The organism is Leisingera caerulea DSM 24564 (assembly GCF_000473325.1).
Lineage (GTDB): Bacteria > Pseudomonadota > Alphaproteobacteria > Rhodobacterales > Rhodobacteraceae > Leisingera > Leisingera caerulea.
On sequence record NZ_AXBI01000019.1, the window covers coordinates 24626 to 43144 of the forward strand.

Sequence of the window (18519 nt, forward strand, 5' to 3'; positions counted from 1 at the left end):
GGCAGCAGGGTGCGCTCTGCTGCCGCCTTTTGTTTCCCGGCGCCCCTGTCCGCAGTGCGGATCAATGGCGCGCGCCGGCAAGGCCCCGGACTGGAGACCCCGATGTCCCTGGACACCCATCTCGACAACAAGGCGCTTGAGGAGCTGGAGAAGCAGTACGACTCCGCCCTCAACACTCGTAACAACGGCCCCAGGCTGACTGGCGTCATCTATTGGGCCAGCATCGCCTTTGCCCTCTATCATCTTTGGACGGCCGGCTTCGGCACGCCGGTGGACCATGTGCATATGGGCATCCACCTGGCAGGGCTGTTCCTGTTCATCTTTGTGGGTTTCCCCATGATCCGGACCGCGCACAGCCTGGAATGGCGCGGCCCCAGCCTCCTGCGTCCCGGCAATGTGCCGCTCTATGACTGGGCGCTGACCGGCCTCAGCATGGCAGCGGCGCTGTTTCTCTGGGTCAGCTGGCGCGGCTTTGACATGTTCGGCTTTGACATCAGCGAACAGGCACTGCGGCAGGGCAATCCCTCCAGCCTGGATGTATTCTTTGGCTCGGTGCTGATCCTGACGGTGCTGGAGATCGCGCGCCGCACCATCGGCTTTGTGCTGCCGCTGATCATTCTGGTGTTCATGGTCTATGCGCTGTTCGGCCCCTACATGCCCGCGCAGATCCTCAAGCACCCGGGCGTCAACTGGCAGCAGTTCGTCAACAACATGTACTTCCCGTCCGAAGGCATATTCGGCGTGACACTGTGGGTGGTCTCCACCGTGGTGTTCCACTTTGTGCTGTTCGGCGTGGTGGCGCAGCGGATGGGCCTGGGGCAGTTCTTTGTCGACAATGCCATGCTGCTGGCGGGCCGCTACACCGGCGGCCCGGCCAAGGTGTCGGTGGTGTCGTCAGCCTTCTTCGGCACGATCTCCGGCTCGTCCATTGCCAACACGGTCTCCACCGGCTCGCTGACCATCCCGAACATGAAGAAAATGGGCTACCCCGGCCATTTCGCAGGCGGGGTTGAGGCCGCGGCCTCGGCGGGCGGGCAGATCACCCCGCCGATCATGGGGGCGGCTTCCTTCCTGATGGCCGAGTATCTGGAGGTGCCCTACACCACCATCGTGATTGCGGCGATTGTGCCGGCGATGATGCACTATATCGGGGTGATCTCGATCGTGCACTTCACCGCCAAGAAACTTGGCCTGACCGCCTACCCCAAGGATCAGCTGCCCAAGTTCCTGCAGGTCTGGAAGGACGGCTGGTACACAATCATTCCGCTGATCGCGCTTTTGCTGGTGCTGTTTTCCGGCTATTCGCCGAATATGGCGGCCTTTATCGGTCTCAGCCTCTGTGTGGTGGTGGGCTTCTGTGCCTTCAACAAGCCAGCCACCATGGTGATCCCGCTGGCCTTGCTGGGCTTCATCTTCTGGAAGGCATCGCCCTATTCCGGTGAAGGCTATACCCCGGTGATGGCGGGAATGCTGGCCGCGCTGACCCTGATCGGCTGCCTGCACAGGAATGAACGCCAGAACTTCCGCGACCTGTTCGACAGTTTCCACGTCGGCGTGCAATACGCGCTGGCCGTTGGCGCGGCGTCTGCCGCGGTGGGCATCGTGGTGGGTGTGATCAACACCACCGGCGTCGGCTTCCGCCTCGGCTTTATGGTCACCGGCGGCGCGGCGGATATGGCGGCAGCGATTGCGCCGTTCCTCGACTGGACCTCCATCGAGGCGTTCAGCCAGCCGTCGATCCAGCAGTTCCTGTCGCTGGTGCTGATCGCCATGGCCTGCATCCTGATGGGGGCCGGCCTGCCGACCACCGCGCTCTACATCATGCTGGTGGCGGTTGCGACGCCTGCCCTCAGCCAGCTGGGCGTGCCGCCGCTAGCCACCCATATGTTCGTGCTCTACTACGGTGTGATTTCCGAGATCACCCCGCCGGTCTGCGCCTCGGCCTATGCGGCGGCCGGGATTGCGGGCTCCAACCCGTTCCGCACCGGCCTCAATGCCTTTACCCTGGGGCTGGGCAAGCTGATGGTGCCGATGGTGTTTGTCTATGCGCCGACCATGCTGATCGTGCTGCCGGAGCATTTCACGCTGCTGAGCTTCACTCAGGTCACCCTGACCTGCGCGGCGGGCGTCTTTGCCATCGCCACCGCTGTCTCGGCCTACTTCCTGGCCCCGCTCAACGGCATCTGGCGGCTGCTGATGGCCATTGGCGGCCTGCTGCTGGTGGCGCCGTCCGGCGGCTCCGACATCGCCGCGATGGTGGTCATGGCGCCGGTGCTGGTCCAGCAATTGGGCCAGCAGCGCAAGCTCCAGACCGAGGCCGCGCAATGAGCGGCCGCGCCTCCCCTGATGTCACTGTCCTGGGCGCCGGGATCGTTGGCATCTGCTCGGCCCTCTCCCTGGCCGGGCGGGGCCTCAGGGTCCGGCTCATCGACCGGGATGCCCCCGGCCAGGCGACATCTTACGGCAATGCCGGCATCATCTCCCCCTGGTCGGTGGTGCCGCAATCCATGCCCGGCCTGTGGAAGAAGGTGCCGGGCTGGCTGCTGGACCCGCTGGGGCCGGTCTCAGTGAAACCCGGCTACCTGCCAAAGGTCGCGCCCTGGGGACTGCGGTTCCTGTCCGAGGGGCGCGAGGGCCGGATTCAGCAGATCTCCGACGCGATGGACATGCTCAACCGCAACTGCGTGGAGCTGTACCGCCAGCATCTGGCGGGCACCGGGCATGAGGAGCTGGTGCAGGACAGCTATTACGTCCACGCCTTCCGCAACGCGGACGCAGCCGATCTGAATTCGGTGGATTACCGGATGCGCGGCGACCGCGGGGCCGATATGGAGCGTATCGGCACGGCGGAGCTGCGCGATCTGGAACCGGCGCTGACGCCGGAATTCCAGGCTGCGATCCTGATCAAGGGCCAAGCCCGTGCAACCTCCCCGGGCCGGATCGGCACCGTTCTGGCGGAGAAGTTCCAAGCGATGGGCGGGGAAATCCTGCGGCAAACCGTGCGGGCGATCCAACCGTCCGGAACCGGCGGCTGGAGCTATACGACCGAGGCGGGCCAGGAATGGACGCCCAAGCTGGTGCTGGCCATGGGCGTCTGGTCCGGCGAACTGCTGAAACCCTTGGGCATCAGGATCCCGATGGAATCCGAACGCGGCTATCATGTGTCCTTCCGCTCCCCTGGCGTCGCGCTCAACAACTCGATCATGGATATGGACATGAAATTCGTGGCCTCCTCGATGGAGGAAGGACTGCGGGTTGCCGGCACCGCCGAGTTTGCAGGTCTCGACCAGCCCGTGAACCAGAAACGGCTCGACGGGCTGGTCAAGCTGGCCCGCGCGCTGCTGCCTGATCTGCGGGCAGACGATATGGACACCTGGTCAGGCCAGCGCCCCAGCCTGCCCGACAGCCTGCCCTGCATTGGCGAGGTCGAGGGCTTCCCCGATCTGATCGCCGCCTTCGGCCACAGCCACTATGGCCTGATGATGGCCCCGAAAACCGGGCGGCTGGTGGCGGATATCGTCAGCCACACCCCGGTGAACGAAGACCTCTCGCCATTCCGCACACGGCGCTATGAAAGGATCAAGGCATGACCATCCACCCCGGCGGTCAAAACATCTGCGGCGCCTCCATCGGCGTGCTGGCGCTGGAGAGCTATTTCCCCAAGCCCCCTGGCCACATCAAGAACCCCTCCAGCCTGCAGTTCACCACGCTGTATGAAATGCTGGACGGGATCACCGTGCCGAAACTGTTGGCCAATCCCACCGGTGAGATGAAGGACCGGCTGATCGACGCTGCCAAGCGGCTGGAGGCCAAGGGCGTGCGGGCGATCACCGGCTCCTGCGGGTTCCTGGCGATTTTCCAGAAGGAGATCGCGGCAGCGGTGAATGTGCCGGTGTTCGTCTCCTCGCTGATCCAGGTGCCGCTGGCGCATCAGATGACCGGGCGCACGGTGGGGGTGATCACCGCCTCCGCCGGCAGCCTGACGGAGGCGCACTTGCGCGGTGTCGGCGCTGAAAATACGCCCATCGTGGTTCAGGGGCTGGACGATGCGGAGGAGTTCTCCACCGTGGTCCTGCGCAACGAGCGCACCGCGATGGATCTGGCCAAGGTGGAGGCAGAGCTGCTGGCCGCCGCCCAGGACATGATTGCCCGCAACCCGGAAATCGGCCCGATCGTGCTGGAATGCACCGACCTGCCGCCCTATGCCCATGCGCTTCAGGCCGCGCTGAACCGTCCGGTGTTCGACATCATCACCCTGTCGGAGATGGTGCACCGGGCCGCCTTGCGTGTGCCGTTTTCGGGGTTTATCACCTGACCCAGTGAGGGCAGCGCCCGCCCGTTTTGCCGGAGGCAAACCTTTGGTTTGACGGGGCGGACGGGTGCTGACCGGCGTTCCTCCGGACGGTTCCTCACAAATATTTCCGGCGCTTAGCCCCGGATTTTTTTGGATGTACCCGCCCGGCAATCCCCCTAGTGTGACGGCAAATCAAACGCCTTCCGGTTGGACTTGCTATGCCTCAGATCACTGACACCCTGTTGGACCAGATCCGCGCCCGTTTCGCCCAGGTGGACGAATGCCCCCAGCAGGGGCCGCGCGTGTTTTTTGAGAACGCCGGCGGCGCGCTGACGCTGAACGCGGTGGTGGAGACCTCCGCCCGCTATGCTGCCATTCCCGACAACCAGGGCCGCGACAATCCCGGCAGCCATGAACTGGTGCGGGTGATCGCCAAGGCCAAGGACGACATGCGCGTGATGATGAACGCCCCGGGCGGCCAGTTCTTCGTCGGCGAAAGCGGCACAGAGCTCTTGTTCCGCCTGATCATGAACGCCTGCCTCGGCACCGCGGAAGGCGGCACCGTACTGAGCTCGACGCTGGAGCACCCGGCCACCCGCTCCGCCTGCGCCCGCTGGGCCGGGGTGGCACGTCAGAAACACGTGCTGATCCCGCATGACGACGCCACTGGCACTATCTCCGCCGATGCCTATGCCCGTGCGGTCACGCCGGACACGGTGGTGGCAACCATCGTCCATACCTCTCCGGTCACTGGCATGGGTGTTGATCTGACCGCCTGCGCCGCCGCCATCCGCGCGGTGGCCCCAGACTGCCTGATCATCGTTGACGGCATCCAGCACGCGGCCCACGGGCGCATTGACCTGACTGCATACGGCGTCGATGGCTATGTGATCTCGCCCTACAAGATGTTCTCGCGCCACGGTTACGGTCTCGCCTGGATCTCGGACCGGCTGACCAAACTGCCGCACAACGCGCTGATCGGCGGGCCGGAAGACAACTGGGAAATGGGCACCCGCGACACCGGCAGCTATGCGACGCTCTCGGATGTAGCCGGTTATCTGGAATGGCTCGGCGGCGAGGTCAGCGACGCAACGGACCGGCGCGCCAAGGTCGTGGCCGCGGGCGAGGCGATCCACGCCCACGAGAAAGCGCTGACCGACGCGATGATCCATGGCACCGGCAACCTGCCCGGCCTGGCAGAGATGGAGGGGGTTGCCATTCTGGGCGGTGCCGATAATCCCGCCAGGGAGGGGCTGGTCTCGCTGACCGTCGCAGGCGTGCCCTCGGTGGATGTGGTAAAGCGCCTGAACGAGCAGGGTATCCGCACCCACCTGCGCAAGGCGGACCATTACTCCGGCAACATCCTGGCGCCGCTTGGCATGGACAGCTGTGTCCGCGTCTCCATGTGCCATTACAACAGTGTGGGCGAAGTGGCGAAGTTTCTGGGGGTGATGAAAGAGATTACCGGGTGAGAGAACTTTTTGACATCACACCCCCCTCATGCGCTGCTAGATGACCAGGACTCATAGCCAATAGATGACGGTTGCAGCGAGTGCGATAGCCGACAGTAAGGCCTTCGGGCATCTGTCGTATCGGGTCGCTACGCGCCGCCAGTCTTTGAGCCTGCCGAACATGACCTCAATGCGGTTGCGCCGCTTGTAGCGGCGCTTGTCGTATTGCACAGGCGTCTTGCGCTGTTTTCGACCCGGGTAGCAGGCGCGTATCCCTTTGTCTTTCAACGCCTCTCTGAACCAGTCAGCGTTGTAGCCACGGTCCCCGAGAAGCCATTCGACATCCGGAAGGCTGCTGCGCAAAGCCCGCGCGCCTATGTAGTCGCTGACCCGTTGCCTGGCAGGCGATGCTTGCATCGCCGAGAAGGAGCCCGGCAGTGACGAACAAGCTGAGTGGTCGGCCATGGCTGTCGCAGATCGCGTGCAGCTTCGTGTTCATGCCACCCTTGGTCCGGCCAATCAGGCGACCGCGCCTCCGTTTTTCATGCCCATGCTGGTCGCTGTCCGGTGGGCCTTGAGGTAGGTCGCGCGATCATCACGGTCTTCTCTTCGCCATGCCCGGCAGCCAATCCAGCCATCATCTGCGCAAAGATGCCTTTGCCGCTCCACCGCTTCCACCGTTTATACGACGTCTTGTGGGGACCGTATTCAGCAGGAGCGTCGCGCCAGCGCAACCTATTACGATTGATGAAGATAATCCCACTCGACACGCGACGGTCATCGACACGCGGCTTGCCGTGCGACTTCGGAAAACAGGGCTCCAGGCGCGCCATCTGCGCGTCCGTAAGCCAGAAGAGATCCGACATGCTCACCGCTCGTTTCTCGAACCATGAACCACGCTGCCAGAAGGAAATCAATGGGTCTGGAGCCTAACAGGACAGCAGGTTCAGCGCATGCCAGCCCATTGGGATCAAAGGCCGGAACCCTTTTCAGCACTTAGCCAGATCCAGTTGCATCGGGTACCGGTAGGAGTTGCTGATGTGTCCGCCACTGCTGCGCTCGATCACCTGCACAACATAGTTGCATGGATCTCTCTTCTGGCATAGTTCTGAAACATTCGGTACAGAACGGTTGAGAGCACTATGAGGCCTAGAGAATTTGATGAAGGCGCGGTGGTTGACGCAATCATGCGCACATTCTGGCGCAATGGCTATGCTGCGACCTCCATGAATGATCTGGTGGAAGCAACCGGCCTGTCCCGCAGCACGATATATAACTCCTTTGGGGGCAAGAAAACGCTTTTTGCGCTTGCACTTAAAGAATACAGGCGGGTAACCACTGAGAATGTCGCGAAGATCTCCCGCACCGCAGATGTGCGCGGCAGCCTCCGGTCACTGCTGCTATCCATCGTTGACGACGAGTTGAGCGACCACGAGGGCTTTGGCTGTTTCGCCGCCAACAGCAGCCTGGAGATTTCCGGCCGGGACCCTGAACTCAGCGCGCTGGTCGCACAGCATTTCAAGCGGTTGGAAAGTGGGTTGCTGCGCCTCCTGAAGCACGGCCAAAAGAGCGGCGAAATTTCGCCTGATCGGGACTGCAAAATGCTATCCCGTTACTTTGTTGCGATAATACAAGGCCTTAGAGTCATCAGCAAGGGCCTCCCAGCGGCCAGCCGCAAACCCTATCTGCACAGTATCGTCGAAGCCTCCATCGAAACGGTGTAACATCAGCATGAAGATCTCCTTTTGGTTGTTGACTGTTATGGAATGATTGTTCCATAAGCGGCTTCAGATGCCGGCCGCCCAAGTGGGCTTGGCGCCACAGCAGTCTCTTGGACCCGGAAAACAGAGGTTTAACATGACAACTGACACTATTTTGCCGCCATCCTGCCCATCCCTGCGGGTAGCAGTTCTGGGAGCCGGGCTGATGGGGGCGCCGATGGCCCGCAACATCGCTGCCGCCGGCTGCCAAGTCAGCGTATGGAACCGTTCCGCTGACAAGGCTTCAGCCTTGGCCGCACCGGGCATCACCCCGGCGGCGGATCCTGCCGAGGCGGTTCTGAATGCCAGTGTCATTTTGACTATGCTTAAAGACGCCAACGCGATCGCAGAAGTCATGTCGGCGTTGCCGGACGCAGACAGCGCCCCCGCGGCACCCGTCAGCTGGCTCCAAATGAGCACAGTCGGGCCGGCCGACATGTCCGGGCTGGAGACGTTGGCGGCCCGCAAAGGGCTCACCCTGATCGACGCACCTGTGCTTGGCACCCGCCAACCCGCAGAGGCCGGCCAGCTTCTAGTGCTGGCTGCCGGTCCGGACAGCACTAAGGAAGCTGTGCAGCCGGTACTGGATGCTGTTGGCAAAGCCACACGCTGGCTTGACACCGCCCCCGGAATGGCGACCCGGCTGAAGCTGGCGCTGAACAGCTGGGTTTTCGCTCTGACCCATGGAGCGGCAGAGAGCCTGGCCTTGGCTCGCAGCTTGGGACTGGATCCGGAACTGGTGGCGGACACCGTGCGTGGCGGGCCACTGGATACCCCATTCTTTCAATTGAAAGCCCAGGCTATGGCATCGGGGGATTTCACTCCGGCATTCACCATCGATAATGCGGTCAAGGACAGTGCTCTGATTGTTGAGGCCGCACTGGAGACCGGGGTGAAGCTGGATTTGGCCGAGGCAGGCCTGAACCGCTACAGGCGGGTGCAGGACCAAGGCCATGGCGGCGCCGATATGGCCGCAACGTTTCTTGCCTAGCAGCACAGCTGCGCCCCAAGCCATTGATCGAAAATTTCAAAATTACAGGATTTAATCATGAGTAATTTTCTGGGAAAACGGCTGCGCGTCGGTGTCGCCATTCCATCGACCAACACTTCGGCTCAGCCAGAGATGGAGGCCATGCGTCCCCTTGGCGTTACAAACCACATCGGCAGGATGATCATCGACGATGATTCCCTGACCCATGAGGCGGGCTTCAATCGGGTCATTGAAAACATCCGCAGCTCCACCCCGGACGCCATACGCAGCCTGCGCCATTGCGGCACCGGGGCGATTATTGTTGCGGTATCTCCAGATGGATATTGGGAAGGCCACTCTGCGCATGAGGCTTTGAATGGCCGCCTTGCGGAAGCAGCAGGCGGTGCAAAGATCATCATGAGCGCAGACGCAATCCTGGCAGCGCTAAAAGCGCTTGGCGGTATCCGGAGAATTGGCCTGATTTCTCCTTATCTGGAGCTGGGCGATGAACCGGTTTCGCGGTTCTTCACCGATAGCGGGATCGAGGTTGCGGCCATGCATGGTCTTGGCGGACGGACGCCGTCAAACATCTCCGACGTTACCCCGGCAAACCTGCGTGACGCGGTGCTGGACGTTGACGGACCGGATGTGGAAGCCATTGTCCAAGTGGGAACCAATGTTCCCATGGCAGATTTTGCCGCCGCCGCGGAAACCTGGATTGGAAAACCGGTAATGTCTAATAATGCGGTTCTCTACTGGCACGCCTTGCGTAGCTGCGGTGTGACCGACCCGATTTCCGGCCGAGGTTTTCTCTACGAAAACCACTGACTCATCCCGCAGCAGGCGTACCTGCTGCTGGCATTTTTCTGAATAGCAACTTACTCACTGCCGGCCTGCCGCGGCGGTGAGTGGCCGCCAGTTTTGTAATGACCATTCCAATACTTGACAGGACATACCATGAGCACCCCCAACTCGCTCCTTTCCAAACCCGTTACCGACCGGCCTCAGCAAACCGACATCACCCGCGCGCTGCTGCGCACTGCGTCGGAACGCACCTCGCTGGTAGATATGCTGATGCTGCAGGTGCGCTGCCGCGGTGAAGAAATCGCTGTATGCGACGATACCAGCGCGCTGCGCTATAGCGATCTGGCCGAATACGCCGCTCGCCTGGCCGCCCGTCTGAAACGCACAGGTGTCGGCGCGGGAAGCCGGGTGGGGCTGTTCGCGGACTCTTCCGCCGAGATGATGGCCGGCCTCTGGGGAATTCTGTTCTCAGGTGGTGCCTACCTGCCACTGGGCACCGATTACCCAGTGGACCGGCTGAGCTATATGATCCGCGATGCGGGTATTGATGTGATTGTCACCCAGGACAAGCTGCGTGGCCGCCTGGCCGAGATGATCCTGCCGGGAGTTACCGTGATCACCTTGGATGCGCTGGATGCGGTCCCTGGACGGGAAGACAGCGATTGCCTGTGCGGCCCTGCCCTGCTGGAGGACGATCTGGCCTATATGATCTATACTTCCGGCACCACCGGTGCGCCCAAGGGCGTGGGCATTTCTCATGCTGCGATCCTCAACCAGCTGACCTGGCTGCAGACCGAGCAGAAGTTGCGGGTGGGTGAAGTTATCCTGCAGAAAACCCCGGTCAGCTTTGACGCCGCGCAATGGGAACTGCTGGCAGTCTGCTGCGGCGTTCAGGTCGTGATGGGCCGTCCCGGCGTTTACCGTGACCCGGAAGCTCTGATTGAACAGATCAAACAGCATGGGGTTACTATGCTGCAGGGGGTGCCAACCTTGCTGCAGGCACTGGTTGACCTTCCGGATTTCGAAACCTGCACAACTCTCACCAGCCTGTTCAGCGGCGGAGAGGCCTTGACCCGCAAGCTGGCCACCCGGATTTTCGAAGCCCGCCCCGGTTGCCGGCTGGTAAACCTTTATGGCCCGACCGAATGCACGATTAATGCCACCGCCCAGACTGTGGATCCGGCAGGGCTGGAAAACGGCCCGGAAATGATCCCGATCGGCCAGCCCGCCGCGAACACCAGCTGTTGGGTACTGGATGAAAACCTGCAGCCGGTTGCCGATGGCGCTTCGGGCGAGCTGTATATTGGCGGCCGCCAGCTGGCCAATGGCTACCACAACCGCGACGAATTGACGGCCGAGCGCTTCATCACCTGGGTCAGCCCGGCTGACGGTTTGCCGCTGCGGCTTTATAAAACCGGAGACCTGGTGCGCCGCAATCCGGATGGCGGCTTGCAGTTTCAGGGCCGTGCCGACAATCAGGTCAAATTCCGGGGCTACCGGATAGAACTGGATGAAATCCGCTTGGCCATCGAGAACCACGACTGGGTCAAAGCTGCCGGCGTGTTCATCAAACCCCATGCCCGCACCGGCCAGCCGGTGCTTGCTGCGGGTATTGAACTGAACACGCGCGAAGCGCCACTGATGGATCAGGGCAATGCCGGCGCCCACCACCACAGCAAAAAAAGCCGCTTGCAAGTGCGGGCCCAGCTGTCTGGCGCCGGGTTGCGCACGGACGCCGAAATCGAAGGGCGCAAGACCTATGCCCTTGCAGGCAAAGACGCGGACGCGGCTCAGCGGCGGCTTGCTTTTGCCCGTAAGACCTATCGTTTCTACGAGGGCGGAGAGGTCTCGGCCGAGGATGTCCTTTCGGTGCTCTCGCAACAGAAGCAGCCCGCCTCCGGCACCGGTGGGCTTGAAGAGCTCAGTGCGCAGGATCTGGGATATCTGCTCCGCTGGCTTGGCCAGTTCACCAGCGCGGAACGGCTGCTGCCGAAACACGCCTATGCCTCTCCCGGCGCGCTTAATGCAACGCAAGTCTATGTGGAGCTGGCCAATGTGGCAGGGTTTGAACCCGGCTACTACTACTATCACCCGGCCCGGCACGAACTGGTTCTGACCGCGCCGCGCCCGGCTTCAGACACACCTGTGATGCAGCTGCATTTTGTGGGCAAGATTCCGGCGATCGAACCGGTCTACAAGAACAACATCCGTGAAGTGCTGGAGTTCGAGACCGGCCATATCCTGGGCCTGATGGATCACATCCTGCCGGCCCATGGCCTGGGTATCGGCGCAGGCACGGACGTTCCGGATGCGCTGCCCCATCTGCACTGCGGCCCGGGCCACGTCTATATTGCCGGCTATGCGGTCACTGCACATGCAGACCGGCGGACCGAATTGCCGGTGGGTTTCTACGTCCAGGCCCATGGCAGCAAAATCTCCGGGCTGGCGCCGGGACATTATGCCTATCGCGATGGCGGGCTGCACCAGTTCTCGCGCCATATCATGGAACAGCGCCATGTGATCGCGATCAACCAGCGTGTCTATCAGCGCGCCAGCGGCATGATCTCGATGGTCAGCCGGGACGCAGAGCGCTGGCACGCCTATATCGACCTGGGCCGCAGCCTGCAGCGGGTGCAGCAGAACAGCTGCCGGATCGGCACCATGTCCTCCGGCTACAGTTCCAAGTCCGGCAACGACCTCGTCGCGGCCACCCGTCTCAAAGAGATCCTGAACGAGCATGGGCTTGCCTCTGGCGCCTGCTACAGCGCGGTATTCGGCAAGGTCAGCGTCGAGCAGATTGCACATGAAGGCATGCATGAAGACAGCGTGCATATGGAAGGCCCGGCTGAACTGATACGCCGCGACCTGCAGTCACTGCTGCCCGACTACATGGTGCCCAGCAAACTGGCGCTGGTACCGTCGATGCCCTACAGCGCTTCGGGCAAAGTGGATGTGAATGCTCTCAAGGCATTCCCCGAGTTCGACGATGCCGCTGCCGAGCGTGAGGTCATTAAACCCCGCAACGATACGGAAACCACTCTGGCAGAGATCTGGTGCGCGCAAATCGGCCTTGAGGACGTCTCGGTACAGGATGATTTCTTTGAAATCGGCGGCGACTCTCTGAAGGCCGTCAAACTGGTGCAGGGCATCAACCGCGCATTTGATACCAGCCTGCCGGTGCAGGTGCTGTTCGAGGACACGACCATCGAAGCGCTGGCACGCCGCTTGACGGACGGCGGCACTGGCTCCAGCCTGTCGCGCGCAGTGCCGCTGAAGAAAGGTGCCGGCATCCCGGTGTTCTGCTGGCCCGGGCTTGGCGGCTATCCGATGAACCTGCGCCACCTCGCGCGGGAGCTCGACACGCCCCGTCCCGTCATCGGCATTCAGGCCTCCGGCGTGAACCCCGGCGAGCAGGTCTGCGGCTCAATCCAGGAAATGGCAGCGCGCGATGCCGAGCTGATCAGGGAGGCGCAACCGGAAGGCCCCTACACGCTTTGGGGATACTCCTTCGGAGCACGGGTGGCCTATGAGACCGCCTATCAGCTGGAACAGGCTGGCTGCGAGGTGGCGGAGCTGACCCTGATCGCGCCGGGCTCCCCGGAGCTGCCCGGCGGCGATCCGGTGCGCGCGGATGAGGCTTCGCTGTTCTGCGATGCGTCCTTTCTGACCATCCTCTATTCGGTGTTTTCCCAGACCATCGCTCCAGAACGCGTGGCCCCGGTTATTGAAACGGTCTCGGATCTGGAAGGCTTCGTGGCGTACATCGCCGCTGAAAAGCCCGATCTGGACCCGGGCACGATCTTGCGCATCACCCGGCTGGTGGCACAGACCTATGCGCCCGAATACGGGCTGCAAATCGAAGAACGGCAGGTGGCGGCGCCTGTGCGCCTGTTCAAGGCGGCGGGAGACAATCTTTCCTTCCTGGAGGAGGCCACACGCACTCTCGCCGCTCCGGCACCGGTCCACGCGCTGGCTGCCGACCACTACGAACTTCTGCAACCCGGCGGTGTTTCCGAGCTGGCCGCTGCAATCCGCTGCCACGTTCCAGCATGGCAGTCGGCCCAGCCTGAAACCCGTGACCTGCAAGAGGCCTGATCCCATGCCCCATGTCATCATTAAGCATTTTGCCGCCACCCTGACAGTGGAACAGCACGCAACACTCTCCGAAGCCATCACCCAGTCGGTCACTCAGGCCTTTGGCTGCTCCCCGCACGCGGTTTCCATCGCATTGCGTCCCGTGGCGCCCGATGACTGGCACAGCAGCGTCTTTGTTCCAGACATCCAAAACCATCCGCAAGAATTGATCAAATCACCCGATTATTCAGCGGCTTAACCCCCGCATACCACCTCCTGAAAGGGTATCCCATGACCACACGCATAGCCAAAGCGTCACCAGCGTTACTGCTGTTCGCAATATTCCTGATCTCATTGAACCTGCGCCCTGCAGTTGCCGCCATCGGCCCGCTAGTGTCGCAAATCCTGGGCGAAACCGGTGTAAACTCCACTATCATCGGCTTCCTGACCATGATCCCGGTGTTTCTGATGGGCATTGGCGCCATCTACGTGCGCCAGTTGCGCGCGGCATTGGGGGAGCGCGGCGGCATCACGCTGGGCGCGCTGATCATCACCCTGGCCTGCGCAGCCCGCCTGTGGCTGCCAACAGGTGCCGGCCTTCTTGTCACCGCCGCAGGGGCCGGGATCGGCATTGCCATTGTGCAATCGCTGATGCCGGGCTTCGCCAAGCGCAACTTCGGCGCTGCAACCGGCCGGGTGATCGGCCTCTACTCCACCGGGATCGTGGCCGGTGCCTCCATCGCAGCGGGCACGGCTGCAGGGCTTGCGTCTTCGCTGGACTGGGAAGGCACGCTGGCGGCCTGGAGTCTGCCTGCGGTTCTTGCAGCGCTGATTTGGGTCATCGCCGCGCGCAACGCCGATAGTGAGCGCACCGCGCCTGCCCCCGCTGCCGGCACCACGCCGCCGCAGTTCTGGCGCAATGCACGCTGCTGGTCGCTGATGCTGTTTTTCGGGGTCGGCACCGGGGCGTTTATGCTCGTCATGGCCTGGATTCCGCCGTTCTATCTGGAACAGGGGCTTGATCAAGGGGCTGCGGGCCTGCTGTTGTCTGCATTGACGGTGATCGAAGCCGTCACAGCCTTGGGCGTGGCAGCCTTCATCCACCATTTCCCGGACCGCCGCGGTCCGCTGGTCTTCGCGCTGATCATGACAGCCTTGGGGTTTGGCGTGCTCTACACCGCTCCGATTGACATGTCGTTCCTGGCAATGGCGCTGCTGGGTGTCGGCATCGGCATCCTGTTCCCGCTGTCGATCATCGTGGCCATCGACCACGTTGATGATCCCACCACCGCAGGCAATTTCACCTCTTTCGTGCAGGGCGGCGGCTATATCCTGGCAAGCTTCGTGCCCTTGTTTGCCGGCGCCGTCCGGGATGCGATGTCGGACCTCAGCAACGTCTGGCTGGGGATGGCGGCAGGCTCGCTTCTGATGATCTTCTTGGCTGTTCGCTACTCTCCTGAAAGCTACAAACGCTTCTCCACCATGCTGCGTAGCGTTTCCCTAGACCGCGGACTGCGCGCGGCCAGCTGAAACCCGTTCCTCCCCAAGCAGGTTCTGTCCTGCCGCGCTATCCCTGTTGCAAAACGGGGATAGCATCAGTTTTTGCCAATGCTGAGACAAAGCCGCCCCGCGCAAAAAGGCCCGCTGATGGAAACACCAGAGGCGAACTTCCCTCCTTTTTCTGAAGCTGGCCGGCAATGGCACCGGCATCCGGGACCGATCCCGCCAGCCGGTCTGGTTCCGGTGCAACCAGCGTGCCGCCCTTCCTGCCAGCGGAAATGATCTGATCCAGACCCGGGCGGGCGCGATTTGCGCCGATTGCTCCATGAACCGTGCGAACGCGATCCGGGGCCGCAACGGGATTTTCCAGAGCCCGTTTTCGCGGTGAGGTCTTGGCTGCCGGCGGAGCATCCGGCTCAGCCGTCCGACTAGGTATCCAAAAGCCCGGAAAGAAAAAAGACCCGGCATTACCAGCCGGGTCCAGTTAGTGACGGAGAACGTCACTTCAGGAAGACTTCCAGGTGTTTTCCTTCAGCTCGTACTGCGCGGGCTGTTTCGAATGTTCGTCTTATTCATCCTGTTCTGGACTGCCCAAAGGACCCCTGCGGCAACGGACAAAAGCACCGGGTACAACAGTGCTGCGTCCTGCTGTGCCAGCAGCACACCGACAGTACCCACCGCGATAAACGCCACCAGTTTTTCAAACAGGCTTGACGTCAGCGTCATCAAGCTGGCAGCCGCGACCGCGAAGAGGATGATGAAATTCTGACCGGCCAAAGACAGCATATCTTCAATCGCCAGGATGTTGAAAAGATCCAGGCAGAGCACGGCCAGCAGAACCGCCACGACCAGAAACACTGCCTTCAGCGGGCGACCGGTTTCGTCGGCGGAAAGGTCCAGCGGGACGACACTTTCCCTGGAAAGCGACAACAGCATCCGCGAAACGGCCCAGATCGCCCCCATCAAGTTGGCCACGATTATGACAACAGCCAGAACTGACATCAAATTGCCGCCCCAGACGCCAAGGTGGCGCTGCATAATAGAAGAAAATGCAGCCTCGTAATTGCTATCAACCGGCGTGAAATGGACGATCACAGCCATGCTGAAGTAGAGCATCATAGCGGCAAGGAACGACAAGCCCATCGCCAGCGGGAAGTCTCTCTTAGGGTTTCTGAACTCCTCGGACGTCCCTGCGGAGACTTCCCAGCCCGTGAAGGCGAAGAAGATCATCATGAACGGGACGCTCAGCTGTGAAAATCCGATGGTTGGACCGGTCAAGGCGCGGGCTTCACGCATTTCAGGTGAAATACCGGACAGTCCAACCGCAACAATCAGCAGGAGCGAGAACAGAATTGCAGAGGCAACCATGGCCGAAATCCTTGACGCCGCCTCCGGTGAAGCAAGTTGTGTTCCGGTCGCGATCAGCAGCAAGGCTATTGCCAGAATTGCAGGATCCACCGGGACCAGAACTGACAGATAATGGCCGCCGGTGAGTGCGATAGCGGGCAGGCCGAAAGATACCGCGCCAAGGAAGATAAAGGAGCTGGCTAGGTATGCATATTTGCCAAACGCCTTCTGCGCAAAGGCGGACACACCTCCGGCATCCGGAAATCTTGCTCCCATTATGATAAAGACAGACAGAAGCGGCAGAGCCACAAGAGCGCACAAGGCCCAAACCCAGATCGCGTTCTCTGCGGCTTGCTGGTAGGCAAGCCCCGGCAAACTCAGAAGCCCTGCACCAATGACAATATTGAGCATCAGGCCCGCCCCTTTCAGCGGGCCCAGCGTCTTTTTGAGATCTGTCATCTTGCGAAATCCACATTGGCAAAGGAAATCAGATACTGCACGTCCCCGAAACTTGCTTTCGAACCGTGCCTGACCCCTTTCGGAAGCTCGATCACATCCCCCGACTTGCAAACGGCTTCGCCGCCTTCCCAGTAAAACAGGAGCTGCCCGCTCAGCACGACAATGGTCTCGTCGGTATCGTGCTGGTGCCAGGGATGCTCCTTGTCTGACTGGTCATTCTGGACTTCGACGCAACCCTGTTCAGGCATGCAGCGTTCAACAAGCCCTCTGAAGTCCGACAAATCAGCAGCGGCTGAGTGAACGACGACAGATTTTCCAGGTGATGAAATCATGCCACCTTCTCCTCTTCATTTTGGTTTTTCTTGGTAAAGCTGTGAAACGGGCACGTGGCCGCGCGGTTTTCGTCATCTAGAAAATACTGCGCGAACTCCCGGTTGTCGGGGTCGCCGTACAAGCCCAGATCCTCCGACGGATTGATCAGGTCGTATTGCAAGATGCGGGAACGGATTTTGGAGGTGGCTTTCTCGGCGGTCTCTCGTGTGTCCAGAATACCGTTAAAAACCCACCGCGGCTGGAACGTCAGCATGAAGCTCGAAAACCGCCGTGACTGCCGGTTGACATGCGCGGGCGTGTTGCAAACCACAAAGATTTGTTCGCCGCCGAAACACCACTCCCATCCCGCACTGTCGATCTCAGTCGGAATGCTCTCGGGCCACTCTGTGTCATCGGTCTGGTGAATACCATCCAGGGTTGACCAGAAGCGCGCGCGGTAATGCTCCAGGCTCTGGATCGGACCCGGACGCGACAAGACGAGCAGGGAGGTATTCTTCCCGAACGATTTGGCGTCTTTCAGATAGCACTTCAGGGCTGAAGACACTTCGTCAGGGTCCATGTTTTCAGAAAAGGCAAACCGTAGCTGATCTGCTTCGAAACCGGCGACGCCAAAGGTGCAGGGGAAGAGCCGGGAGCGAGACCTGAAATTGGTCGCCAGCTCGTTGAAAATCTTTTTCTGCCAGGTAGTTGCATCGAATTCGCTGTCAATTTCAACCCGACTGTAGATAATCTTGGTGGTCATAAACTGTCTCTCATATCTTTGCTTGGGCCTCGCGCAGGGCGGATAACCTCTGGCAGTTCGAGGCTTGCGTGTGATATGAACGCCCAGACTGTTCCCAGAAAGACGCTTATTGGGAAAAGACGTTTCAGATTGGGCTTAGGCACAGTCAATTGCGCAAAAACTGTATGACTTATGGATGGATTTCAGAGAAAGATCATTCGCCTCCTGAGCGAAAACAGCCGGGCCTCAGTCTCTGACATTGCCTCAGAGCTTGGTGCGTCTCGCAAGAAGGTCAAAGAGACGATCGACCGCCTGGTTGACAAGAAGATCATCAAACGGTTCACGATAGAGCTCGCGCAGGAAGCAGAATTCACCTCGCAACCTTTCAGAGCACTCTTCAATATCCGCCTGGTCGCGCCTAACTGCAGGCAGCTGTTTGCTGACTTGCAGAAGCACGACGAGATCCTAGGCGCGTGGAGCATCTCATCCTCCGATATCGACATGATGGTGCTGGTGGAAGCCAAGGATGTGGAAGTTGTTGAGAACGTGCGGAACAGCGTTGCGAGGCACCCGTTGGTTCAGACAATGTACACAAATTCGATCCTGACAACGTGGCGCGATCCGCGATCCAATTCGCGGCGCGACGGTGAGGCGGACGTCTAACGGACATTTCATTGGCCGCATTCGAGCAAGAAACACCGAAGGTTCTGTTTTTGCTTGATCCAAAGGCTTTGACGTTGTTCACCCCGTCCAGCCTGAAAAGCGGTCAGAAGTATGTGTCTCCTTCAACGCTTTATGACTGGATC

The 18519-nt window shown here is 60.9% G+C and carries 14 protein-coding genes and 1 pseudogene; 11 read left to right on the top strand and 4 right to left on the bottom strand.

The features are described from left to right. Positions 1-102 precede the first annotated feature (102 nt). From CAER_RS0102295 to CAER_RS0102310, 4 genes are all read left to right on the top strand, one after another. Positions 103-2328, top strand: coding sequence for a TRAP transporter permease (locus CAER_RS0102295; RefSeq protein ID WP_027233888.1), 2226 nt, complete (start codon positions 103-105; stop codon positions 2326-2328). Beyond that, positions 2325-3590, top strand: a complete 1266-nt coding sequence (locus CAER_RS0102300) for an NAD(P)/FAD-dependent oxidoreductase (RefSeq protein ID WP_027233889.1) — start codon at positions 2325-2327, stop codon at positions 3588-3590. The genes CAER_RS0102295 and CAER_RS0102300 overlap by 4 nt, the downstream gene beginning before the upstream one ends. Then, positions 3587-4315, top strand: coding sequence for an aspartate/glutamate racemase family protein (locus tag CAER_RS0102305; RefSeq protein ID WP_027233890.1), 729 nt, complete (start codon positions 3587-3589; stop codon positions 4313-4315). Before CAER_RS0102300 ends, CAER_RS0102305 begins: the two co-directional genes overlap by 4 nt. Before the next feature lie 197 nt (positions 4316-4512). Next, entirely contained in the window at positions 4513-5766 is a 1254-nt protein-coding gene (locus tag CAER_RS0102310) for an aminotransferase class V-fold PLP-dependent enzyme (protein WP_027233891.1), read from the top strand. A gap of 51 nt (positions 5767-5817) precedes the next feature. Here CAER_RS0102310 and CAER_RS29125 read toward each other — a convergent pair. Beyond that, a pseudogene (locus CAER_RS29125) lies at positions 5818-6611 on the bottom strand (IS5 family transposase). Between the two features lie 276 nt (positions 6612-6887). Here CAER_RS29125 and CAER_RS0102320 point away from each other — a divergent pair. The 6 genes from CAER_RS0102320 to CAER_RS0102345 all read left to right on the top strand — a co-directional run bounded on the left by CAER_RS0102320 (position 6888) and on the right by CAER_RS0102345 (position 14883). Beyond that, on the top strand, positions 6888-7469 hold the full coding sequence (locus tag CAER_RS0102320; protein ID WP_027233892.1) for a TetR/AcrR family transcriptional regulator: 582 nt from the start codon (positions 6888-6890) through the stop codon (positions 7467-7469). 133 nt (positions 7470-7602) lie between these two features. Continuing rightward, on the top strand, positions 7603-8496 hold the full coding sequence (locus tag CAER_RS0102325; RefSeq protein WP_051357651.1) for an NAD(P)-dependent oxidoreductase: 894 nt from the start codon (positions 7603-7605) through the stop codon (positions 8494-8496). Between the two features lie 57 nt (positions 8497-8553). Further along, positions 8554-9303, top strand: coding sequence for a maleate cis-trans isomerase family protein (locus tag CAER_RS0102330; protein WP_027233894.1), 750 nt, complete (start codon positions 8554-8556; stop codon positions 9301-9303). A gap of 129 nt (positions 9304-9432) precedes the next feature. Continuing rightward, the gene (locus tag CAER_RS27250) at positions 9433-13374 is read left to right on the top strand and encodes a non-ribosomal peptide synthetase family protein (RefSeq protein ID WP_084299354.1); all 3942 of its coding nucleotides are present in this window, start codon (positions 9433-9435) and stop codon (positions 13372-13374) included. Between the two features lie 4 nt (positions 13375-13378). Further along, the gene (locus tag CAER_RS0102340) at positions 13379-13612 is read left to right on the top strand and encodes a tautomerase family protein (RefSeq protein WP_027233895.1); all 234 of its coding nucleotides are present in this window, start codon (positions 13379-13381) and stop codon (positions 13610-13612) included. Positions 13613-13644: 32 nt separating this feature from the next. Further along, a complete protein-coding gene (locus CAER_RS0102345; RefSeq protein WP_027233896.1) occupies positions 13645-14883 on the top strand; it encodes an MFS transporter in 1239 nt (412 codons plus the stop codon). A gap of 501 nt (positions 14884-15384) precedes the next feature. Here the strand turns inward: CAER_RS0102345 and CAER_RS0102350 are convergent. Genes CAER_RS0102350 through CAER_RS0102360 form a run of 3 tightly spaced genes read right to left on the bottom strand, consistent with a single transcriptional unit; the run spans position 15385 to position 17734 of the window. After that, entirely contained in the window at positions 15385-16659 is a 1275-nt protein-coding gene (locus CAER_RS0102350; protein WP_027233897.1) for an APC family permease, read from the bottom strand. After that, the gene (locus CAER_RS28710; RefSeq protein ID WP_027233898.1) at positions 16656-16991 is read right to left on the bottom strand and encodes a cupin domain-containing protein; all 336 of its coding nucleotides are present in this window, start codon (positions 16989-16991) and stop codon (positions 16656-16658) included. Before CAER_RS28710 ends, CAER_RS0102350 begins: the two co-directional genes overlap by 4 nt. After that, positions 16988-17734 (bottom strand): YqcI/YcgG family protein, encoded by a 747-nt coding sequence (locus tag CAER_RS0102360; RefSeq protein ID WP_027233899.1) that lies wholly within the window; start codon positions 17732-17734, stop codon positions 16988-16990. The genes CAER_RS28710 and CAER_RS0102360 overlap by 4 nt, the downstream gene beginning before the upstream one ends. 171 nt (positions 17735-17905) lie before the next feature. Between CAER_RS0102360 and CAER_RS28715 the strand changes: the two genes are divergently transcribed. Beyond that, positions 17906-18376: an Lrp/AsnC family transcriptional regulator gene (locus CAER_RS28715; RefSeq protein WP_051357652.1), complete on the top strand. Its 471-nt coding sequence runs from the start codon at positions 17906-17908 to the stop codon at positions 18374-18376. Positions 18377-18519 lie beyond the last annotated feature (143 nt).